The sequence below is a fragment of the Ciceribacter lividus genome, assembly GCF_003337715.1.
Classification (GTDB): Bacteria; Pseudomonadota; Alphaproteobacteria; order Rhizobiales; family Rhizobiaceae; genus Allorhizobium; species Allorhizobium lividum.
Genome location: NZ_QPIX01000012.1, coordinates 20773 through 43775 on the forward strand (window position 1 = coordinate 20773; position 23003 = coordinate 43775).

Genomic DNA, 23003 nt, shown 5'->3' on the forward strand with positions numbered 1-23003 from the left:
AAACAACTGTCATCAGAAGTATATCTTGGGAAAGGGGACAACATGAACGGAGAAATTCGGGCTTTGCTCGCAAAACTCGGTGGGTTGCCTGTGTCGATCGACACGATCGACGACAATGGCGATCTTTACGCCGCCGGACTTTCTTCCTTCGCGTCCGTCCAGCTCATGCTCGGACTTGAAGAAGCCTTTGATATCGAGTTTCCGGATCATTTGCTGAACCGGAAATCCTTCGCCAGCATCGCCGCCATCGAGAACACGGTGAAGACGATCCTGGCCGACAGAAAGGTCGCATGATGGACCTCTCCGCCACCGCATCCGAGAAGAATCTGAAGAGCCGCGTCAATCACGTGGCGACGGTCGCCGCCGCCTATGCGGACGAGGTCGATCGCGACAGCCGGTTTCCGAAAGAAGCCGTCGACGCAATGAAGGCCGAGCGCCTGCTCGGCATCATGATCCCCGAAGAGCTCGGGGGCGAAGGTCTTTCCATTTCGGAGATTGCCGAACTCTGCTCGACACTCGGACAGGCATGCGCCTCGAGCGCGATGATCTTCGCGATGCACCAGATCAAGACCTCGAGCCTCGTCACGCACGGTAAGGACGCCGACTGGCACCGGAATTTCATGCGCCGCATCGCCGCCGAACAGCTGCTGCTCGGCTCCGCCACCACGGAAGCCGGCATCGGCGGAAACCTGCGCAACAGCATCTGCGCCATAGAGGTGAAGGACGGCCGCTGCTTCCTCGAAAAGGATGCGACCGTGATTTCCTACGGCGTCGAATCCGACGCGATCCTGATCACGTCGCGCAGCCACAAGGACGCGGCATCCTCCGACCAGGTGATGACCGTCTTCCTGAAAGACCAGTACACGATCGACAAGACCCATGTTTGGGACACCCTCGGCATGCGCGGCACCTGCTCCGACGGGTTCATGTTCCGAGGCGAGGCGCCTGCCGAACAGATCCTGCCGCACCCCTTCGCGGAGATTGCGGCCCAGTCGATGCTCGCGACCGCCCATCTGCTGTGGAGTTCGGTCTGGTACGGCATCGCGCTCGACGCCTTCACCCGCGCCCAGAACTTCGTGCGCGCAGCCGCCCGCAAGGCGCCCGGAACGCAACCGCCAGGCCTCGTCCAGCTTGCTGAGCTTTCGAGCCAGCTTCAGGCCGTCAGGTCCAACATCGTCGGCGGACTGCGGTCCTATGAAGACGCCTGCAAAGATCAGGATCGCCTGTCGTCCATGGGCTTTGCCGTCGCGATGAACAACGTCAAGATCGCCTCCTCCGAGATGATCCTGCCGATCATCAACCAGGCCATGCGTATCTGCGGCATCATGGGCTACAAGAACGGTACGCCCTACAGCCTCGGACGCCACCTGCGCGACGCCCATTCGGCACAGCTGATGATTTCCAACGACCGCATCCTCGGAAATACGTCGAACATGCTTCTGGTGCACAAACAAGAAACAAGCTTGCTGGGGTGAGACCGATGGACATGCAGAGAAGTTTCCTCGACCGCCTGTTCGAGTCCGGCCTCCTCATCGAGACCGGCGTCGACGGGCTCTACGGTCGCGGCGGCCGTTTTGAAGACGTGATCGCGGCCTTCGAACGGCTGATCGACCGCTTCGGCGGCGCCGACGGCGCGGAAGCGATCCGCTTCCCGCCCGGCATGAACCGCGCCTATTTCGAGAAGAGCGGCTACATGCGGAGCTTCCCGCAGCTCGCCGGCACGGTGCACAGCTTCTGCGGCAACGAGCTCGACCATGTCAGCCTGCTGAAATGCATGGACGCCGACGAGGACTGGACCGCAGAGCAGAAGGCGACCGACATCGTGCTGACGCCGGCGGCCTGCTACCCGCTTTATCCGACGGTCGCCAAGCGCGGCAACCTGCCGGCCGGCGGCGGTCTTTATGACCTGCAGTCCTATTGCTTCCGCCACGAACCCTCCAACGACCCGGCACGCCAGCAGTTGTTCCGCATGCGCGAATACGTCCGCATGGGGACCCAGGCGGACGTCACCGAGTTCCGCCAGACCTGGATGGATCGCGGCGTCGAGATGATGAAGGAAGTCGGGCTGCCGGTCGAGATCGACGTGGCGAACGATCCCTTCTTCGGGCGTGCGGGCAAGATGCTCGCCAACAACCAGCGCGACCAGAACCTCAAGTTCGAGCTGCTGATCCCCATCACCTCGACGACCAGCCCGACCGCCTGCATGAGCTTCAACTACCATCAGGATGCCTTCGGCACGAAATGGGGCCTGAACCTCGAAGACGGCTCGGTGGCCCACACCGCCTGCGTCGGATTCGGGCTGGAGCGCATCGCGCTGGCGCTCTTCCATCACCACGGCCTCGATACCGAACAATGGCCGGTGTCGGTACGCCGGGCGCTCTGGGGCTGACCTGCCGATGGCTGCTGTCTTTCCCGGGCTGGATCCCGCCGGCTACACACCGCATGCCCTTCACGCGAGTGAGCGGATGTGGCCGGAAACCAACTGCTACGTCGATCTCTGGATCGAGGTGCTGGCCTCGCTCGGGCTCGCGCCCGAGGCGATGCTGGGTTTCACCCTGACCCAGGACTTCGAAGGCGACCAGTTCACCTTCTTCAAGGTGCCGCTGGAGGATCTCGAAGGCCTCTACGGCATCCGCTGTACGGAGCTTGCGGTCTTCGATACGGTCGAAGCCCATGTCGCGGAGCAGATCGCCCGTCGGCGGCTCTGCCTGGTCGAGATGGACAGCTTCTTCATGCCCGACACCCGCGGCGTCGGCTATCGCCAGGAGCACGGCAAGACGACGGTTGCCATCAACCGCCTCGACCCGGCCAACCGCAGCATGGACTACTTCCACAACGGCGGCTTCTTCCATGTCGAGGGAGATGACTTCGACGGCCTCTTCCAACGCGGCGCCTGCCAGGAAGAGCAGCCTTTCCTGCCCTATACGGAATTCGCCAAATTCCCGGAGAAGCGGACGGACGAGCGCACCACGCGCGAAGTCGCGATCACGCTGATAAGGCGTCACTTCGCGCGGCGCCCCTCAACCAATCCGATCGCTGCCTTCGCAACGGTCTTCCCGAAGCAGGTGGAAGCCATCGCAGAACGCCCGTTCGGCTTTTTCCATAAGTATGCATTCAACACGCTGCGGCAGGTCGGAGCCAACTTCGAGCTGTTGGCGAGCCATCTCGAGTGGCTGCTTCCGAATACGACCGAACACGAACGCCAGCAGGCGCTGAAGATTTCAGAGACGGCGAAATCCGTCCAGTTCCAGCTCGCCCGTGCGGTCGCCCGGCGCAAGTTCGAGCCGTTGGCCGGCGCGCTTGCACCGGCTGCGGAAGCATGGGACAGCCTGATGGAAGGACTGGGCAAGCAGCTTGCCTGAAGGAGCCGAACGATGGCGGATCGCATCTATCCCGGCGCGGATGAACGTTCGCTGGAAGGCGGCTGGACCCTGCTCCTGACCGAGAGCGGGCGCTATTCGCATCCATCCGAGATCGACGGCCACGCCGCCCGCCTTTCGGCCCCGGTGCCCGGCACCGCGGCACAGGCGCTGACAGCCGCCGGCCTCTTCGATCCTTCGGCGCCGCAACCGCTGCACGGCAAGGACGCCTGGTATTTCCGTTCGCTCGCGGGCGAGGCGCCCGGCCCGGCGATCCTGCGCTTCGAAGGTCTCGCGACGATCGCCGAGATCTTTGTGAACGGCGTACAGGCGTTCACCTCGGAGAGCATGTTCGAGGCGCACGACCTGCCGATAGAGATCACCGGCAGTGACGAACTGGCGATCTGTTTCCGCGCCCTGCAACCGCATCTCGACAAACGCGGTCCCCGCGCCCGCTGGCGCCCGCAGATGATGGACCATCAGGGCCTGCGGCTCATCCGCACCACCTTGCTCGGCCATATGCCCGGCTGGTGCCCGAGCATCCACCCGGTCGGTCCATGGCGGCCCGTCAAACTGATACGCCCCGCCGACATCACCCTCTCCGACCTGCGGATCACCGCCGACCTCGACGAAAACGGCACCGGCATTCTCGAGGTCTCCTGTGCGAGCGACGATCTCGGTGCCGATGCCCGGATCGCCTGTGGCGGACACGAGGCGCCGCTTCGCCGGGATGCCGACGGGACCTGGCGCGGACGGCTGGACATTCCCGGCATCGCCGCCTGGTGGCCGCACACCCACGGCAAGTCGGCCCTGCACGACGCCGAAATCGTCAGCGGTCCACACCGGCTATCGATCGGCCCGGTCGGCTTCCGGCGGATCACGGTGGAGCGTGGTGCCGACGGCCAGGACTTTGCCTTGCGGGTCAACGGCGAACCCGTCTTCTGTCGCGGCGCCGTCTGGACGAACGCCGACATCGTCAGCCTGCCCGGCACGGCCGAGAGCTACGCACCCTGGCTTGCCAAGGCGGCGGAAGCGAACATGAACATGATCCGCATCGGTGGCACTATGGCCTACGAGACGGCGGATTTCTTCCGTCTCTGCGACCGGCTCGGCCTCATGGTCTGGCAGGACTTCATGTTCGCCAATTACGATTACCCGGTGGGCGATCCCGCCTTCACCGCCCATGTGGAGCGCGAGGCGAGAGAGTTTCTCGCATCGGTCCAGGGATCGCCCTCGCTTGCGGTACTCTGCGGCGGCAGCGAGATCTATCAGCAGGCCGCGATGATGGGACTGCCCGCCGGCACATGGAAAGGCCCGCTGACGGAGGAGATCCTGCCGCGGGTGTCCGCCACCCTGCGCCCCGACGTACCTTATGTGGCGAATTCTCCCTGCGGCGGCGCCTTGCCGTTCTCGCCCAATGCTGGCGTAACGCACTACTATGGTGTCGGCGCCTATTGCCAGCCGCTCGAAGATGCGCGGCGAGCCAATGTGCGCTTCGCCGCCGAATGTCTCGCCTTCGCCCATGTGCCGCAGCAAGAAACCCTCGACCGCCACCTGCCGGTCGCGCCGGTTCACGATCCCCGCTGGAAGGCGCGCGTGCCGCGCGACCGCGGCGCATCATGGGATTTCGAGGACATCCGCGATCACTATCTGCGGGAATTATACGGGCAAGACCCTGCCCGCCTTCGCCGCGAGAACCCTGCGCTCTACCTTGCACTCTCGCGCGCTGTGACAGCGGAAATTGTCACGGAAACGTTCGCGGAATGGCGCCGCCCGGGCTCGTCCTGCAATGGCGCGCTGGTATGGACCTTCCAGGATCTCCTTCCCGGCCCCGGCTGGGGTGTCGTCGATTCCACCGGGGAGCCGAAGCCGGTCTGGCATGCCCTGAAACGCGCCTTCCGCCCCGTCAACGTCGTCTTCACGGACGAGGGGACGAACGGTCTCGACGTTCACGTCCTTAACGAGGGCTCGCGACCGTTAACCGCATCGCTGTCCGTTTCCTGCCTGCGCGACGGGCGCCAGCAGGTCGTTGCCGGCGGGCGAAACCTGACGCTGCCGGCGAGAGGCGCGGTCTCGATACCCTGTACCGATCTCTTCGGCGTCTTCTTCGACACCACCTACGCCTTCCGCTTCGGACCTCCCTCGCATGACGTCACCGTCGCACGCCTCGTAGACGAAACCTCGGGGAACCTCCTCGCGGAAGCCTTTCATTTCCCGCTCGGTCGCGCCGCCGCATGGCATGAGGCGCAAATCTCGGCCGCCCTCGTCGAGGAAGATGGCGACTGGCTCCTGGAACTGCGGACCGATCGCCTCGCCCAGTCCGTTCACGTCACGGTCGAAGGCTACCGAGCCGACGACGACTGGTTCCATCTGGCGCCGGGCCATGTAAAACGCGTACGATTGCTGCCGCGCGCGGGAACGACCCGCGACCAAAAGCCGACCGGCAGCGTCACGCAGCTCGGGACGTCGGCCACACTCCATTTCTGACGGGGCGCGAAGAGGGACCGGCTCACGCCTGCGGATCGAGAGCAGACGCGATGGCGCTCAACGTTTCGAAATAGGAGAGCCGGGCGGGCTCCGGTGTCAGGTTGTGATCGGCGCCTTCCAGAATGGTAAGGTCCACGTTCTTGTAGCGGCGCAATCCCCTGGCCGAACTGCCGAACTGCTCCGCGAAATGATCGAGGCCGACGTCGTTCTCACTGTAGAGAAGCGCGACGGGCACGCCCCTGTCCGACAGCGTGTGGAATGCACCGACGACCTCCCGTCGCATGACCCGGTTCTGGGGCAGCATGTGAATGAGCGGCATCGCATGCCGTGCCAACCGACGCCCGAGAGCCCGCCCGATATTGGTCGCCGCACGGGCGATGTCGACGCGACCTTGCAGCAGTCGCTGGAAGGTTTCTCCCTGAAGAAGGCGCCCCTTGTAGTCGCCGAGCGTGCGGGGAACGAAACGAAGCGATTCATCGATGTCCCGTGCCGGGTCCCAGTAGAAGACGAAGGGATTGACCGCGACGACACCTTCGATACGGGCATCCTGCAAGGCGCTGCGGAAGGCAAGATAGGCGCCGCTGCAGCGTCCGGTGGCGACCACCGGCAGCAGATGACGTCGCTCGACGACGTCGAGTGCAGCACTGACATCGTTGGATTGCGCCTCATGATAGAGAACCTGATCCGGCAGTCTGGGCACGGGCGGACTATCGGCGACATTCGCCGTGTCGAAGCGCAGCGAAGGGATGCCCTGCGCAGCGAGATCGCGTGCCAGACGAACGCCGGAACGCGCCCAGCCGGCAGCGCGGTCGTAGGCCGTGCCGACGAGCAGGACGGTCGCGCCGTTCCGTTCACCGAGCGGTTCGCAGAGCACCCCGTAAAGCCTTCCACCCTCTCCGAAGTTAAGAGCCTCCTCGCGAAAATCGGGGCCGCAGAGAACGGCGGGTTCGACGGACGCGAGCCGCGGCTTGGCGAGCTGCGCCGGCAGCGCTGCGGCCAGCCTCGATATCCAGTCGACCACGGCCAGCCGCACCGCCTGTGGCATCACGGCCGTCGCGGGATTGGAGACGAGATCGTCATAGCCCTGATAATCGGCCTCGGTGACCAGCGCGCCGTCTGCAACCAGCTTCGCGGCGAATTCCTGGTCGCCCGGCCGGTCGGGGCGCTTCACCACGAGGCACTGTGGCGCGGGTTTCTCACCCAGGGTCGCAAGGCTGAACTTCCGGATATCGGCAGCGATTTCCTCCGGCATCGCGAGGCCGGCGATGACGATACCCTCGGCAGCGCGGTGCTCCTTGGCGATGCCGAGCCCTTCCTCGACCATCTTCGCCCAGATCTGCATCTCCCGCAGATAGGCGCGACCGGATGTCACCGGTGCCAGCGCGACGAAGCCGGCCACGCCGTCGAGGCGGTGGATTGCCCTGAGCGCAATGGCCGTCCCGAGCCCCTGCCCGACGACCACGATGCGCGAGCAGCCGGAGAGCGCGGCGAGCCGACCCGCTGCTGCCACCACGGCGTCTTCCCATATCGTCAGCCCACCTGAGAAATCGCTTCTGTCGAGGGCATCGCCCGTCCCCGGATAATCGAAACGCAGGCTCGCGATGCCGCATGCGGAGAGATCGTCGGCGATGATGCGCCAGAACTTGCGCAGGCACATCTCTTCGAGACCCCAGGGGCTGACAAACAGCACGCCGACGTCCGCAACGACCTGTCCGTCGGCCGGCATGAACAATCCGATCGTTTCAGAGAAGGCAACCGGTCTCGCTGCCGACGGGCCGCCGCTCGAAGCCGCAGGCAGGCTCGTTTGCTGTTTCATGGATAGAACTCCCCCAAAACTCTCACCCGGAATCAACGTTCCCCGTTGCGAGGACCCCGGTTCGCAAATACCAGCTCCACCACGCGAGCCGCTGCGATCCCTGCCACGCCCGGCAAGCGGCGGGCGATGCTCTCGATGACAGCGTAGTCCTCGAGGGCGACGGCCCTGAAGAGCCGCAGTGCCACGATGTAGCACAGCGCACCCGCAGAGATCGCAAGGACAAGACCCACAAAACCCGGAATGAACGCGAGCACCAGCGAGGCGGCACCGGCGCAGGCCGCCGCCGCGAGGGCGATCCGCAACAGGTTCCAGTAAAGTCTCGCAAGAGAGCGTTCGAATGTCAGCCGGCGCATCATCAGCGCGCTCATCAGCGTGAAGACGACAAAGCGCACCGCCGCCGCGCCCTCCGCCCCGTAGGAGGGGACGACGAGGAAGGCCCCGACCACCATCGTGACCGCACCGACGATCCCGATCATCAGGCGCTCACGCACCCGATCAAGAGAGAAGAGGTACTGCGTACAGATGAGGCCGAGCACGTTGGCCGGCGTGACCAGCGCAAGGATGGTGAGTGCCGGACCGGCCGGCGCGAACGCCTCGCCGAAGATCGTGGAGATCAGCCGCGGCGCGATCACCGCCAGTCCGAAACTCAGCGGCAGGGTGATGTAGGAGAGGCTGCGGATGACGGCTTCAAAAACCGCGGCCGGTAGCGTCGTGCCGCCGTGGTCCTGCAGCTTCTCGGAGTAGTAGGGCACGAGACTGCCGGTGAGCTGTACCGGCAGCTGCAGCGCCAGATTGGCGAGCGACATCGCAGCGGCATAGAAGCCGACGACCGCGACGCCCGAATAGCGCTCCAGGAAGAAGAATTCGACGCGGTTCAGGAAGATCGAATCGACGATGAACTGCACCGATAGCAACATGGACGAGCCGAGCAGGTAGCGCGGGGAAATGCCGCAATTCCGCGCCCGCGTGCGCAGGATGCCGGCTGCATAGGTGAACTGGACCGTGAAACCGAGCGTGTAGCCGATGAGCGCACCGGGAATGCCGAAGAACACCGCGCCGACCGCAACGCCGAAGAACTGAAGGAGGCCGGAGGCGGCCGAGAGCCGGAAGAAGGTCCCGACCTGCTGTTCGCCGAGCAGGTAGTTCTTGGCAGAGGAGCCAATCGACTGGATGACGAAGAGCGCACCGGTAATGACCACAACGATGGGGGTGCTGGTCGCCCAGTGCTCATACTCCGCCAGCGTGAACACCGCCGCGTAAAGCGCGGCGAGGAGGAGGGTAGATCCGACGACGGGGCGAAGCAGATAGGCGGCAAAACCACGCCGATCCACCGGCGAGTAGCCCTGGCTCTTCAACTGCGGGAGCAGGCGGAGCAGCATGACCCCGGTTCCTAACTCGGCCACCAGCGACGCCGTGACGGCAAGCCAGAGCGAGAAGGCGATGATGCCGTTCGCCTCAGGCCCGAGAAGACGCGCGGTAATGATGGAGCAGGCAAAGCCGATGAGAAGAAGAGACAGCCCGGCTGCAGCATTCAATGCCGAATTCGCAACGATACTCTTGGCCATATGGTGATCTTCTATCCGCCCGGACACCGTCATGGGACTGCGATGCATTCGTCTGGTTCTAGCCAGAAAATGCTTAAGGAACCCTCCATCTCCGCCGGCCGCCGATTGGCGGCTTTACGGAGATTTAAGCGGGATCCGATATCCCTTCCCCATGTTCCTGCCAACCTGTCGCGGTGTCATTTGCAGATCGTCTTTCTCGTAGCTTCGGCCCAGGACAGGATGTGCGGCGTCGCCGACTACACGGGACGGCTGGCGGCTGCGCTTCGGGACGTCGGCGCCTCCGTGACCGTCGAGTACCTCGATTCCTGGTCTCTCCGGCACATCCTGGAGATCCGGCGCCGCTATGCCGGAAAGAGGCACGTAGCCTTTCACCTGCAGTATCCGTCGCTGAGTATCGGCAAATCGGTGTCGCCCGGGTTCCTGCCGCTGCTGTTGCCCAACACCTTCGTCACGTTGCACGAATTCCGGATCTTCCATCTCCTGCGCAAGATGGTGTTCCTGTTGCCGAGCCTGCTCGCCAGGGCAGTCATCTTCTCGAACGACGAGGAGAGAACCCTCTTCGCGCGCTATTTCCCATGGTCGCGCAAGCGCCTGATGGTCGTTCCGATCGGCAACAACATCCCGAGACTTGCAGCGAAAAAGGCACCCGGCGGCGGGGAACGCATCGTCTACTTCGGGCAGATCTCGCGTAACAAGGGAATAGAGTTCTTCATCGAGACGATCGAGCGGATGCGTGAGGGAGGCTCGCTCGCCGAGGCCCAGATGATCGGCGCGCTCGTCGAAACCGACACGGACTTCGTGGACTATGTACGGGACTCGGCAAGACGCCTCGGCATCGAGCTCAAGCTGAACCTGCCGCCGGAGGCGGTTTCGGAGACGCTGAGCGAGGCGACCATCGCCCTTCTGCCCTTCCCGGACGGTGTTTCGAACAAGCGCGGCTCGGCGCTCGCCTGCCTCGACCATGGTGTGTGCGTGCTCACCACTCACACCGAGCGGACACCCGAATGGCTTGCCGAGGTCACGTATCCCGTCACCACACCCAAGGACGCGGCGAGCATGATCGGGAAGATCGTACATGGCGACGCTCCCCGGGTACGTTCACCGCTGGTCCTCGAAAGGGAAATGGCGGCGCGCGACTGGCATGCCATCGCCCGCGAGCACCTTCGCATCTATCAGCAGACCGTCCGCTGACCGAATTCCGCGCCGGTGGCGGGGTCACTCCGCCAGGGCGTCGCGATAAACCGCGTCGTAATGCCCGACGACGGTATCCCAGGAGTAACTGCTCGCCGCCGCGATGAGCGCGTGTCGCGTCGCTTCGGGGTCGGATATGAGGTCGGCCAAGGCTGCTTCCACGACCTCGGAAGCCTTTGAGACGTCGTCGAAATCCGCAAGGCGGATGACGGAGTGCTTGTCGGCAAGGCTGCGATAGGCCTCGTTCGAATTGAGAACCGGCAACAGGCCGGCGCTCATAGCCTCCACCGCGACGAGGCCGAAGCCTTCATAATCGGAAGCGGAAACGAAGATGGACGCACCGGCGATCAGTTGCCGTACAGTCTCGTTCGGCACCGCCACGTGCAGGCCGACATGCTCCACCAACCCACGGGCGGCAATTTCCCGGCGCAGATCGGCTTCCGTCAGGTCCGACGGAGAACCTACGATGTCGAGGTGCCAGTCCGGATCCTTCTCGACCAGACGGGCCGTTGCATCGAGAAGCCGCTCCAGCCGCTTGTTTATGGAAAAGCGGCCGATCGTGATCATCCGCCGCCTCGGCCGAGAGGAGGCGAGACCAGCGAATTTTTCCGTGTCCACACCGTTTTCGACCAGAACGGTGCGACCGGCCGCGATCGTGTCGAAGAGATCGAGGTCCGAGCGGCTGCAGCAGACGACAGCGCGATAGGCGAGACAGGAGAGCCGTGTCAGCGTGCGGAACCAGAGCCGTTTGATCGCCGCATATTTCCTTGTGTGAAAGAACCCGCCATGGGTGGTGGCAATCATCGGCTTGCCGTGGAAAGGACGCGTGACGGCGAGAAAGTCGAAGAAGAAGTCTACGGCATGGACATGTACCAGATCGGCGTCCCGGATGTGCCGCAGCACCTGCGGAGCGACTGGATAACGGGTGCTGCCGGACCAGGGGACGCGCACCACCTCGACGCCGTCGATCACATCCGATGCGGGCAGCAGCCGCTCGCGATCGGTAAAGAGGCTGTTGCAGGTGACGACGCGGACACGGTAGCCGCGCGCCAGCAGAAGACGGCTGAGATTGCCGACGACGTCTTCGAGGCCGCCGCGGCCGGGCGCATATTGCCGGACGACCTGGACGACCAGTGGCGCTTGCCCGTCGCGCTGTGCAGAAGCGGACATCGTTTCGTCGTTCGCCTCCATCACCCATCCTTCCGGCGCTGCGAAGACCGGCTTCGTGCCGGTCTTCTGTTCGGGCGAATTGAAAGCGCGAAAAGCTTAAGATCGCGTATGTCCGGCATCTCGCCGCCGCTGGTGCCCGGCTCCGGCCCCCTGCCCTTCAGAAACCGTTAACCATGATCTGCGAGGATTGTCTTGACCACTGCGGTTGCCGGAAGCCCTCGCCCATAGGCCCCATTCCCGATACCGGCCGCTCGTTGTGTGCTGCGGGATCGCAAACCCGCACCGGATTGATCGTCCGGAGGCTGCGGAAACGACAATCTCTGACCGGACGCGGTCTTGGGCAGGAAAATGGACATCGACATTTTTCAACTACCGGGAATCCTGAGACGCCGCCTGCACTACGTGATCCTCACCGTGATCGTCTGCCTGGCGCTCGCTTTCGTCTATGTCCTGCGCCTCACACCGCTCTATACCTCTTCCACCGAGCTCCTCCTGGACCCGAAGGGTCTGGTCACCGGCGGCGCGGACCCTGTCAACGCGGCTACGCCGGTTCCGCAGGACCAGCCTGCCGTCGACAGCCAGATCTATGTCATGCAGTCGCGCGCGACGCTCGAGGAGGTCGCTGACAAGCTCAATCTCGTAAAGGATCCGTTCTTCGCCGCGGCGGTGAAGAAGGCGAAGAACGATCGTGATCGGCTGATGGCCGTCGTCACGGTCCTCAAGGCGCATGTGACGATAGAGCGTGCCGGCCAGTCGCTCGTCTTCTCGATCAGCGCTGAGCATCCGAATGCCGCGACCGCGGCCGACATTGCAAATTCAATCGCCACCGTCTATCTGCGCCAGCTCGACGAGGCCCGGGCAAGTGCCGCGCGACGTGCCAGCAGTTCCTTCCAGCTGCAGGCGAGCGAGCTGCGCGACCGCGTGCTCAGGGCCGAACTCGCCGTCGAGAAGTTCAAGGCGGAGAATGGCCTCGTAAGCACCGGGCAGCAGGGCCTGGTCATCGATCAGCAGGTGGCCGGCCTCAACCAGCAACTCATCGATGCCCGCGCGGTCGAAGAGCGGCAGCGGACGATCTACGAGCAGGCGAAGAAGCTTACGATCGAGGCGATCGAGTCCGGCGCCATTCCCGAGGTCCTGCAGTCGACGTCGATCGGTCTCCTGCGTGACCGCTACGTGAACCTGCTCGACCGTCGCTCCCAGCTTGCGACCAGCCTCGGCGGCAATCACCCGCAGATCAAGGCGATCAATTCCCAGATCGCCAACATGCAGAACGCGATCGAACAGGAGCTCGGCCGCGTCCGCCAGTCCATGAAGAGCAGCTACGAGCGCGCTGTCGCAGACACGAAAGCTCTCACCGCGCAGCTCGAGAAAATGAGCGCCACGAGCTTCGACAGCAGTGCGGCGCAGATCAAGATGCGCCAGCTCGAAAGCGAGGCGGACGCAGTCCGCACCCTCTACAAGGCATTCCTCAGCCGCGCTGAGGAACTCGGGCAGCAGCAATCGGTCAACACCGATAATTCCCGCGTGATCACCGCCGCGGTGCCGATGCCGAAATCCTCCACCGTGCTGAAGCTGATGATTCTCGCCGCGGCCTCTCTCTTCGGCTCCGTGCTGGGAAGTGCGCTGGCCGTCCTGCGCGAGCTGCTGGTGCGGCAGACCCCGTCCGCCGAAACCCTGAGCAAGCGGACCGGACTTCCCGTGCTTGCGCGGATCAGGATGCCGCGCCGGCACGCCAACGCGCCTCTGCTTCGCCGGTTTCCGTTTCCGGGTCGCTCGGCCGAAGAGCCACCGCTTCCACTCGGCGAGAGCCATCCGGCGATCCGCGCGCTTGCCGGGCAGCTCGTCGAGAGGCTCGGCACACGCGCGCCCGCGATGGTACTCTTTTCGACTCCGAAGCCGATGCGGGAAGCAACCGGCATCGTCGCCGACACGGTGCAGGCGCTTCTCGACCTCGGCCACGACGTTCTCTACGCCCCCGGAGATCTCGCCGACCGGTCGCCGCGATCCACGCGGTTCGGTCGTCCGAGCCTGCGCGGCGCCCTCGAGCGCGAACGCGAGGACTCGGGTCCTTTCGGCGATCTCCTGAGATATGATCTCTTCCGTGCCCGCCGGGGAACCGGCCGGTCCATGTCGGAGGAAGGCAGCCACCGTTTCGTGATCGTCAACGCCTGCGGCACGCAGGCCACCGACTTCCTGCCTTCACTGATGAACCACGCCGATGCCCTCGTGCCGATCATCGATGCGAGAGAGACGACGCAAGACGACCTGGCGGCATTCGTCGACTCGTTCGGCGAGAGGCGGAGCCTTGTCCTCGGAACCGTTCTGGTGGAGGCCTAGGCCATGACGTCACGGTTGCCGGCAGCAGCAAGGCCTCTGCCCGCCGACGGCGACCGATGGACATGTCATGCGTACCGCTGAAGCCTTCGCATCGCCCCTTCCGCCCGAGGAGGCAGCCGGCGGCTGGATGACGCGCACAAGGCGCCACCTCGCCGTCTTCACCGTGATGGGCGGCCTCACGTTCAACCTGTTCCTCTGCTTCGTGAACACGCGCGTGATGGGCATACGCGACAGTCACGTCATGCTGTTCGAGATGCTGCTGATCGGCTGCGCCTTCCTGGCAGCCTTCACCCGCAAGCTCGACATCTATCTCGTTCTGGCGCTGTACGTGAGCTACATGGTGCTGCTCTTTGCACTGCGCGGCGCCGTCGATCTCAAGGCGCTCCGCGACATCCTGATCCCGATCGCCTTCTATTTCATGGGAACGCGCGTGCGGGACCTGCGGCTGGCCGACCGGCTCGTCACCGCATCGATCGCGATCGTCGTCGTCTTCGGTCTCTTCGAGTACCTGCTGACGGATCTCTATCTCGATTTCTTCAACGTGCTCGGCTACTTCATCGCCCGCGGCACGGTAACGCCGGAGGAAGCTTTCGGAGCGACGAGAGGGCTCTTCATCAGCGGCATGCGCCCGGAGCCGCGCTCGCTCTTTTCCTTCCTGGGACAGCACCGTGTTTCGTCGGTATTTCTGGAGCCCGTCTCGGCGGGCAATTTCGGCGCGATCGTCTTCGCCTGGGCGCTCTTCCGCTCTGACATGCGCTATCGCTTCGCCGTCATGGCGGGCGCGATCCTGACCGTCATCCTGGCCGATGCCCGTTTCGGGTTCTTCACCTGCGTCCTGATGACGCTCATGACGCCTTTCTACCGCATCATTCCGAAGACCATATGGCTGGCGCTGCCCTTCCTGATGTTGGCGATCATCGCCGTCTACGGGCTCGCCACCGGCACGGAGGGCGGAGCAAACGACGTCGGCGGACGCCTCAAGGTCACGGCCGGCATCCTCACACATCTCGATCTTCCGGTCGTGCTGGGGATTGCGGTCACCGACCAGTTCACGGCCGACTCGGGCCTCGCCTACACCCTCACCAAGTTCGGCCTCTTCGGCTTCATCGCGCTCTGGGCCTTGATGGTCATGGCGCCGATCCGCGACGCGAAGGCGTGGTCCTTCCATTCGATGGTCATCGTCTACCTGCTGTTGCTGATGATCATCAGCAACTCGCTCTACTCCATCAAGACGGCCGCACTTCTGTGGTTCATCCTCGGAACAGCCGACCGTATCGACTGGCGAGCGCTCGCCCAGGGGCGGGTCAGGGACGATCGAGCGCCGGGCATTCCGCAGCCGACGACGAGAAATTCTTGAGCGCCGGGGCAAGCCCGGCAAGCTGCGGGCGGTCGCCCTCGATCGTCGGCTGGATGTTCAGCGCCTCGGACGGCGGCCACCAGTCACCCGCAACCCAGTAGGCCCAGCCGACCCAGAGATCGCGATTGCTTTCGACGACGCTCACCATGTCGGCGAGGGTCCCGACGCAGGCCTCGTCCGCCGGCACGCCGAACTCGCCGAGATAGCCGCGCTTGTCGTGATCGCGCAGCCACTGCGTGAACGTCTCGACGGCCGCGACCGCATCGGCGCCGCGATCGCAGCCCGAACTTGTTCCGGAGAAATTGGAGTCGAAATACTGGTGGACCTCGTAGGCATAGTGGTCCGACGGATCGATCACACCGAGCATCACGTCGCCGTTGGCGCCAGCCGCCGATGATGTCTGCCAGCTATGAGCGCCGGTCCAGGCTGTCCCGGGAACCAGGACCAGATTGCCGGCACCGGCCTCACGAATCCCTGCTATTGCCGCATTGGCACCCTCGAGCCACTGGCCGGCGGAGATGTCGTGTGGCTCGTTCATCAACCCGAAGGAAACGTCGGGCTGGTTTGCGAAGACGCGCGCAAGCCGGCCCCAGAAGTCGGCAAATGCTGCCGCCGGAACGGCTGCCGAGCCGATGGGTTCGCCGCGATAACGGGCGTAGTTGTGCGGATCCAGCACGACCCGCAGCCCCCGTTCGCGCAGGCGCCCGACCGCCTCCACAAGACGCGCGAGTTCGGCGGGGTCGAGTTCCGCACCAAGCTGCGGCTGCAGGCGCTCCCAGAGGAAGGGAAGGCGCACCGAGGTGAAGCCCTTCGACGCGAAATAGTCGATGGTCTCATTCGAGGGATAGACGTAATCCTTGCCTGCCGTTCCGGGCGGCTCGCCGAACTCGGCGCCGGAGAGATTGATGCCGCGAAAGCATCCCTCCGTTGCCTGCCCCGGCGAGGCAGCGAGAAGTGCAATCGTGGCCGCCGCCGCCGCGATGCCAAAGAAGGAAGAGCTCCCGAAACGCGAACCGACGAACATGCAACCCCACTCTTGACGACCACGAAGCGGACGTTAGGACCGCTGGCAGCGAAAGGTCAAGGAAGCTCCCGAAGGAGACCTCCGGAACAGCGCCCAGCAAGGCGACGACGGGAAATCGCTTGCAGAAGACGCAACCGGAACGGAATTTTCCGTCATCCGCCCTAAGCTCACCCTCAAGGAACGGGAGGGGACCGGATGCCGGAAACCACGCCCGTTCGGTCAGAAACGAAGGCCAACGGCTTTGCGCGCCGTGGCGAGTGCGCTAGATCAGTCGCCAGTCCGCTCGCGACGGGAAAAGGGTGAGAGAACATGAAGAGCTACGTATTGACGGTTTCGTGCAAGTCGACCCGCGGCATTGTTGCTGCGATATCGGGTTATCTTGCCGGAAAGGGCTGCAACATCGTCGACTCATCGCAGTTCGACGACCTCGACACCGGCAAGTTCTTCATGCGGGTGAGCTTCATCTCCGAGGAAGGTGCCGCGCGCGAAGCCCTCGTGAAGGATTTTGGCCCGATCGCTGAAACCTTCGGCATGGAATGGGACATGCACGACGCCAGCGAGCGCATGAAGGTGCTGCTGATGGTCTCGCGCTTCGGCCACTGCCTCAACGACCTGCTCTATCGCTGGAAGATCGGGGCACTGCCGATCGACATCGTCGGCGTCGTCTCCAACCACTTCGACTACCAGAAGGTCGTCGTCAACCATGACATCCCCTTCCACCACATCAAGGTGACCAAGGAGAACAAGCCCCAGGCCGAGAAGCAGTTGCTGGACCTCGTCGAGCAGACTGGCACCGAACTCATCGTGCTCGCCCGCTACATGCAGGTCCTTTCCGACAGCCTGTGCCAGAAGATGTCGGGCAAGATCATCAACATTCACCACTCCTTCCTGCCGAGCTTCAAGGGTGCAAACCCCTACAAGCAGGCCTTCGAGCGCGGGGTGAAGCTGATCGGTGCGACTGCCCACTACGTCACCGCCGATCTCGACGAGGGCCCGATCATCGAGCAGGACGTCGCCCGCATCACCCATGCGCAATCGGCGGAGGACTACGTCTCGATCGGCCGCGACGTCGAAAGCCAGGTGCTGGCGCGTGCCATCCACGCCCACATCCACCACCGGACCTTCATCAACGGCAACCGTACCGTCGTCTTCCCGGCCTCCCCGGGTTCCTATGCCTCCGAGCGCATGGGCTAAGCCCCAGCGACCATTGACCGCAGAACATGTCTATCCCGGCGCGAGCGCTTCGCCGGGATAGACGGCTGCTTTTCCTCTGATAATCTCCGCTCAAGGATTCTCGAGGGAGGCCAATCATGTCCGACAATGCTTCTGTGCAGCGCGCCCGGCTGCCGCGGCCGAACGTCAGCGCCGAACAGGCGGCAGGGATTCTGCGCGAGCACTACGGACTGGAAGGCTCGATTCGCGAACTGGGCAGCCAGCAGGACCGCAACTACCTGATCGACACCGGCGCCTCGCGCTTCGTCTTGAAGATCGCCCGGGCGGAATATGCGACGGTCGAACTCGAGGCGCAGAATGCTGCGATGCACCACCTCGCAGGTCTCCAGAACATGCCGCGTGTGCCAGTACCGCTCGCCGACGGCGCCGGACGGCACATTCTCGCCCTTTCCGTTGGCGGAGAGGATTGCCAGGTCCGCCTCCTTACCTATCTCGACGGCGAACCCCTGACGCGGCAGCGTTTCCTGCCGACGCAGGCGGTCTCGGCGCTCGGCGCCCTCTCGGCACAGATCGCTCTCGGGCTGCGCGACTTCTCCCATCCGGGGCTCGACCGTGACCTGCAATGGGACCTGCGCCGGGCCGGGCCGGTGGCGCTCCAGCTCCTCGGCTCCGTAAGCGATCACGCGAGACGCGACGCCATCGCCAAGGCGATGATCGCCGCCGTCAAGCATATCCGCCCGCTGCAGGCGGCGTTCAGGACTCAGCCGATCCACCACGACGTCACCGACGACAACGTCGTCAGCCGCCGGGACCGGCATGGCCGCTTCGTGCCCGACGGCGTCATCGACTTCGGCGATGTCATGACCGGCTGGCTGGTCGCCGATCTCGCCGTCACCTGCGCCTCTCTGCTGCATCACGCCGACGGCGATCCCTTCTTCATCCTGCCGGCGATCCGCGCCTTCCATCGGCTCTATCCGCTGAAGGAAGAGGAACTGCGGGCGCTCTGGCCGCTGGTTGTCGCACGGGCGGTGATCCTCGTCGCAAGCAGCGAGCAACAGCTTACGATCGAGCCCGGCAACGTCTACGTGCTCGGCAATATCGACCACGAACGGAAGATCTTCGAGGTCGCGAATTCGGTGCCCTTCTCGCTGATGGAGACGGCAATCCTGCAAGCTGTCGGGTTCACCGCCGAAAAGCCGCTGCCGGCGATCGGCCGGCTTCTGCCCGGGATCGCTCCGGAGGACGTCCGCCTCACCGATCTCTCGGTTCTGAGCCTCGACTTCGTCAATGAAAACTGGTCGGATCACGAGATCGACTGGAAGCTCCTCGCCAAGGCAGCGGCGGAAACCGAGGTCGCCTCGACCCGCTACGGCGAATACCGGCTTTCCTACACGCGACTGCACAGTGACCGGGCGCCGGCGACCTGTGCACTGCATGTCGACATCTGTCTGCCGGCGAGCGCCGAGGCGATTGCCCCCTTCGACGCCACCATCGTACGCAACGGCCATCATCTGGTGCTTGCCTCCGACGACGTGTGCCTTCACGTCGACGGTCTCGACTGCCCGCTCGAAGCCGGCGAGACGGTGACCGCCGGTCAATCCATCGGCCAGGTCGCGGGCGCGGCCGGAGCCGTCGGCGGCTTGCGCCTGCAGCTCTGCCGCGACGCGGATCTCGTGCCGCCGCTCTTCGCGACGCCGGCGCAGGCGGCCGCCTGGTCGATGCTCTGTCCTTCGCCCTCGCCGCTGCTCGGAACCAGCGTCGACGCCCCCGCGCCGCACAGCGATGAACTCCTCGCCATGCGGCAAAGGAGTTTCGCCCGACCGCAGAAGAACTACTATTCCAACCCACCGCAGATCGAACGCGGCTGGAAGGAGCACATGTTCGACGTCTGCGGCCGCGCCTATCTCGATATGGTCAACAACGTCACCATTCTCGGTCACGGCCACCCGCGACTCGCACGCGCCGTGGGCCGGCAATGGTCGCTGCTCAACACCAATTCCCGCTTCCACTACGCGGCAGTCGCGGAATTTTCCAACCGCCTCGCAGAGCTCGCGCCCGAGGGACTCGACACAGTCTTCCTCGTGAACAGCGGTTCGGAGGCGAACGATCTCGCCCTTCGCCTCGCCTGGGCGTATGCCGGCGCGCGCAATATCGTCAGCCTGCTGGAAGCCTATCACGGGTGGACGGTGGCGAGCGACGCGGTCTCCACCTCGATCGCCGACAATCCGAGTGCGCGCGAGACACGGCCGGACTGGGTGCATCCGGTCACGGCGCCGAATACCTATCGCGGCCCCTTCCGCGGCAAGGATTCGACCGCCGACTACGTCGGCGCGGTGGCGAAGGCCCTGCTGCACATCGACGACAGCGGAAGCGGTCTCGCCGGCTTCATCTGCGAGACGGTCTACGGCAATGCCGGCGGCATTCCGCTGCCGCCCGGCTACCTGCAGCAGGTCTACGGCATGATCCGGGAGCGCGGCGGGCTCTGCATCGCCGACGAGGTGCAGGTCGGCTACGGCCGCCTCGGCCACTACTTCTGGGGCTTCGAGGAACAGGGTGTCGTGCCGGACGTCATCACGGTCGCCAAGGGCATGGGCAACGGCCAGCCACTCGGCGCCGTGATCACCCGTCGGGAAATCGCCGATGCCCTGGAGCAGGAAGGCTACTTCTTCTCTTCCGCCGGCGGCAGTCCGGTCAGTTGCGTCGTCGGCATGACCGTGCTCGACATCATGCGTGACGAGGGCCTGCAGGAAAATGCCCGCGATACCGGCGACCACCTGAAGGCGCGGCTCGAAGCGCTCGGCCAGCGTTTTCCGATTGTCGGCGCGGTCCACGGCATGGGCCTTTACCTCGGGCTGGAATTCGTCCGCGACCGCGAGACGCTGGAACCGGCGACCGAAGAAACGGCCGGCATCTGCGACCGCCTGCTCGACCTCGGCGTCATCATGCAGCCGACCGGCGACCATCTCAACGTTCTGAAGATCAAGCCGCCGCTCTGCCTCTCCCGCGAGAGCGCCGATTTCTTCGCCGACATGCTGGAAAAGGTGCTGTCAGAGGGCTGGTGACGGTTCCCGCACCTGCCCCTGCGGTTCCCGCTCGGCTTCCTCGACGATCCAGTTACGGAAGGCGACGAGCGGCGGATAGTTCGCCCGCTCGCGGCTATAGGCGAGATAGTAGCGTTCGCTGCTCTCGACCTCCTTGTCGATCGCCGGCACCAATTCGCCGCGGCGCAGTTCCTCGCGGATGAGGAAGACCGGCAGGAGTGCCACGCCGAGCCCGCCCATGGCCGCCTGCGAGGCGGTCGCGAACTGGTCGAAGAGCATGCCGTGAACACTTTCCGCATGCACGCCGGAGCGGGCGAACCATTTTTCCCAGGCGTCCGGCCGCGTGGTGAGGTGCAGCAGTGGGACGTTCAGGAGGTCCGCCGGCTGCTCAATCTTGTGGGCGGCCTTGAAGGCCGGGCTGCAGGCGGGGATCGTCGTCTCCTTCATCAGCAGTGTCAGTTCCGCCCCAGGCCAGATCGGCTGGCCGAAATGGATGGCCGCGTCGATGGCATCGAGCCGAAAATCGAAGGGCGACAGCCGGGTGACGAGGTTGATTGTGATCCCCGGATTGGCGTCGAGAAAGCGGCCGAGCCGGGGCGCAAGCCAGCGCGCGCCGAAGGTCGGCAGGATGGCCAAGTTGAGCGTGCCGCCGCGCGGATTGGCCCTGAGGTTCAGCGATGCGCTGGAAATGCGGCGCAACGCCTCGCGGATTTCGTGAGCGTAGCTCTCGCCGGCGACGGTGAGGCGGATCGTCTGCCGCTCGCGCACGAAGAGGTCGACGCCGATCTGACTCTCCAGCGCCTTGATCTGGCGGCTCACGGCGCTCTGGGTGAGATCGAGCTCCTTCGCGGCTGCGGTGATGCTTCCCGTCCGCGCCGCCGCCTCGAAGGCAGCCAGCAGAGAGAGCGAAGGCAGGAAGCGCCGTGCGGGCAGCATGTTATACCCCTTGGGAATGAACTCTTGAGAATTTATCGGTACTGCTGGATAAAATCCTCTTCTAATTTCCGCAAGACTGCACAAACGGAATGAGGGGCCGCTCGGACCCCGGCAGCGGATCTGGACCGATCCCGACATTGCCGCATCCCGATGGTGAGCCGAAGGATTGACCCGCCGCGCCGACCCGAAGCGGCCGGCAAACATTACACGGACGACACTCATGTTGAATGATCCACGTTCCCACGGCCTGTGGGAAAAGACCGCCCCAGCAGCGCCTCGGACATCTGCTCTCACCGGCGACATCGCGGCGGACGTCGCCATCGTCGGCGGCGGCTATACCGGTATCTCGGCGGCGCTGCATCTCGCCGAGAAGGGCGTCAAGGTTGTTCTTCTGGAAGCGACCGAGATCGGTTTCGGCGGTGCCGGACGCAACGTCGGGCTGATCAATGGCGGCATGTGGGTCATGCCCTCGGAGATCCCGGGGGTGCTTGGCCCCGTCTACGGCGAACGCCTGCTCGACCTCCTCGGCAATGCGCCGCTGCTGGTGCGTGAGCTGGTCGAGAAACACGAGATCGAATGCGAGATCGAGAAGAACGGAACGCTGCACTGCGCAGTGGGCAAGGCCGGCCTCGAGGAGATCAGGGAACGCTGCCGCCAGTGGGCGGAGCGGGGTGCCGATGTCCGCATCCTTTCGGCGGAAGAAACGGCGAGGCGCACCGGTACAACCGCCTATGCGGGCTCGCTGCTCGATATGCGGGCCGGGACGCTGCAGCCGCTCGCCTATGTCCGCGGTCTTGCAAAGGCGGCGATCGCGGCAGGCGCGACCATTCATACCGGCAGTGCCGCAGTCTCGACGGAACGCGCCGGCGACCGCTGGATCGTTCGCACGAAGGGCGGTTCGGTGTCCGCCGACTGGATCGTCGTCGCTTCGGAATTCTATTCGACCGGTCCGTGGGAAGCGGTCCGCAACGAGCAGGTGCTGCTCCCCTATTTCAATTTCGCCACGGCCCCCCTGCCGAAGGAGCTCCTGAAGACGATCCTGCCGGGTCGCGAGGGTTGTTGGGACACCAGGGAAGTCCTCTCCTCGTTCCGCATGGACCGTGCGGGTCGTCTGGTCTTCGGAAGCGTCGGGGCGCTGCGCAACACCGGCCTCAGCGTCCACCGCGCCTGGGCGAAGCGGGCGCTCAAGCAACTCTTCCCAACGCTCGCCGGTATCGAATTCGAGGCCGAATGGTACGGCCGCATCGGCATGACGAGCGACGCACTACCACGCTTCCACGCCTTCGCCCCCAAGGTCGTCGGCTTCTCCGGCTATAACGGCCGCGGCATTGCGCCGGGCACGGTTTTCGGTAAGACGATTGCACGTCATGTTCTCGGCGAGCTCTCCGAGGCCGATCTGCCGCTGCCGGTAACGGCGGTCGAGAAGGCATCGTTGCGCACGTTGAAGGGCGCCTACTACGAAGCAGGCGCGCAGATCGCCCATTTCGCGGGAGCCCGCGTCTAGACACGAGGCGCCGCTCCCCAGCCATAACAAAACGAAAGAACTG

The 23003-nt window shown here is 64.5% G+C and carries 16 protein-coding genes; 11 read left to right on the forward strand and 5 right to left on the reverse strand.

Annotation, left to right across the window (positions count from 1 at the left end):
* The first annotated feature begins 42 nt into the window (after positions 1-42).
* Genes DFR48_RS18615 through DFR48_RS18635 form a run of 5 tightly spaced genes read left to right on the forward strand, consistent with a single transcriptional unit; the run spans position 43 to position 5846 of the window.
* A complete protein-coding gene (locus tag DFR48_RS18615) occupies positions 43-294 on the forward strand; it encodes an acyl carrier protein (protein ID WP_114364725.1) in 252 nt (83 codons plus the stop codon).
* Entirely contained in the window at positions 294-1475 is a 1182-nt protein-coding gene (locus DFR48_RS18620; protein WP_114364817.1) for an acyl-CoA dehydrogenase family protein, read from the forward strand. Before DFR48_RS18615 ends, DFR48_RS18620 begins: the two co-directional genes overlap by 1 nt.
* A 5-nt stretch (positions 1476-1480) precedes the next feature.
* Positions 1481-2389 carry an amino acid--[acyl-carrier-protein] ligase gene (locus tag DFR48_RS18625; RefSeq protein ID WP_114364726.1) on the forward strand — a complete coding sequence of 303 codons (909 nt, stop codon included), beginning with the start codon at positions 1481-1483 and terminating at the stop codon, positions 2387-2389.
* 7 nt (positions 2390-2396) lie between these two features.
* A complete protein-coding gene (locus tag DFR48_RS18630; protein ID WP_114364727.1) occupies positions 2397-3362 on the forward strand; it encodes a DUF1839 family protein in 966 nt (321 codons plus the stop codon).
* 12 nt (positions 3363-3374) lie between these two features.
* Positions 3375-5846, forward strand: a complete 2472-nt coding sequence (locus tag DFR48_RS18635; protein ID WP_114364728.1) for a glycosyl hydrolase 2 galactose-binding domain-containing protein — start codon at positions 3375-3377, stop codon at positions 5844-5846.
* Positions 5847-5868: 22 nt separating this feature from the next.
* On the opposite strand, the gene DFR48_RS18640 is transcribed toward DFR48_RS18635, so the two are convergent.
* Entirely contained in the window at positions 5869-7662 is a 1794-nt protein-coding gene (locus DFR48_RS18640; RefSeq protein WP_114364729.1) for an alpha/beta fold hydrolase, read from the reverse strand.
* A 32-nt stretch (positions 7663-7694) separates the two neighbouring features.
* On the reverse strand, positions 7695-9227 hold the full coding sequence (locus DFR48_RS18645; protein WP_114364730.1) for an oligosaccharide flippase family protein: 1533 nt from the start codon (positions 9225-9227) through the stop codon (positions 7695-7697).
* A 180-nt stretch (positions 9228-9407) separates the two neighbouring features.
* Here DFR48_RS18645 and DFR48_RS18650 point away from each other — a divergent pair, with 180 nt between their 5' ends.
* On the forward strand, positions 9408-10418 hold the full coding sequence (locus DFR48_RS18650) for a glycosyltransferase (protein ID WP_147273558.1): 1011 nt from the start codon (positions 9408-9410) through the stop codon (positions 10416-10418).
* A 24-nt stretch (positions 10419-10442) separates the two neighbouring features.
* Here DFR48_RS18650 and DFR48_RS18655 read toward each other — a convergent pair whose 3' ends face one another.
* Positions 10443-11588: a glycosyltransferase family 4 protein gene (locus tag DFR48_RS18655; RefSeq protein ID WP_114364818.1), complete on the reverse strand. Its 1146-nt coding sequence runs from the start codon at positions 11586-11588 to the stop codon at positions 10443-10445.
* 348 nt (positions 11589-11936) lie between these two features.
* On the opposite strand from DFR48_RS18655, the gene DFR48_RS18660 reads away from it, so the two are divergent.
* The gene (locus tag DFR48_RS18660; protein ID WP_114364732.1) at positions 11937-13925 is read left to right on the forward strand and encodes a GumC family protein; all 1989 of its coding nucleotides are present in this window, start codon (positions 11937-11939) and stop codon (positions 13923-13925) included.
* Positions 13926-13992: 67 nt separating this feature from the next.
* The gene (locus DFR48_RS18665) at positions 13993-15282 is read left to right on the forward strand and encodes a UDP-phosphate alpha N-acetylglucosaminyltransferase (protein ID WP_114364733.1); all 1290 of its coding nucleotides are present in this window, start codon (positions 13993-13995) and stop codon (positions 15280-15282) included.
* On the opposite strand, the gene DFR48_RS18670 is transcribed toward DFR48_RS18665, so the two are convergent.
* Complete coding sequence (locus DFR48_RS18670) at positions 15230-16306, reverse strand: glycoside hydrolase family 5 protein (RefSeq protein WP_114364734.1); 1077 nt, start codon at positions 16304-16306, stop codon at positions 15230-15232. The two genes, DFR48_RS18665 and DFR48_RS18670, sit on opposite strands and share 53 nt — an antisense overlap.
* Positions 16307-16615: 309 nt before the next feature.
* Here DFR48_RS18670 and purU point away from each other — a divergent pair, with 309 nt between their 5' ends.
* Together purU and DFR48_RS18680 are read left to right on the forward strand one after the other, a co-directional pair.
* On the forward strand, positions 16616-17500 hold the full coding sequence (gene purU, locus DFR48_RS18675; protein WP_114364735.1) for a formyltetrahydrofolate deformylase: 885 nt from the start codon (positions 16616-16618) through the stop codon (positions 17498-17500).
* A gap of 116 nt (positions 17501-17616) precedes the next feature.
* Complete coding sequence (locus DFR48_RS18680) at positions 17617-20541, forward strand: aminotransferase (protein WP_114364736.1); 2925 nt, start codon at positions 17617-17619, stop codon at positions 20539-20541.
* Here the strand turns inward: DFR48_RS18680 and DFR48_RS18685 are convergent.
* Positions 20527-21456: a LysR family transcriptional regulator gene (locus DFR48_RS18685; protein ID WP_114364737.1), complete on the reverse strand. Its 930-nt coding sequence runs from the start codon at positions 21454-21456 to the stop codon at positions 20527-20529. The genes DFR48_RS18680 and DFR48_RS18685 overlap by 15 nt on opposite strands.
* A 220-nt stretch (positions 21457-21676) precedes the next feature.
* On the opposite strand from DFR48_RS18685, the gene DFR48_RS18690 reads away from it, so the two are divergent.
* Complete coding sequence (locus DFR48_RS18690; RefSeq protein ID WP_114364738.1) at positions 21677-22960, forward strand: NAD(P)/FAD-dependent oxidoreductase; 1284 nt, start codon at positions 21677-21679, stop codon at positions 22958-22960.
* The last annotated feature ends 43 nt before the right edge of the window (positions 22961-23003 follow it).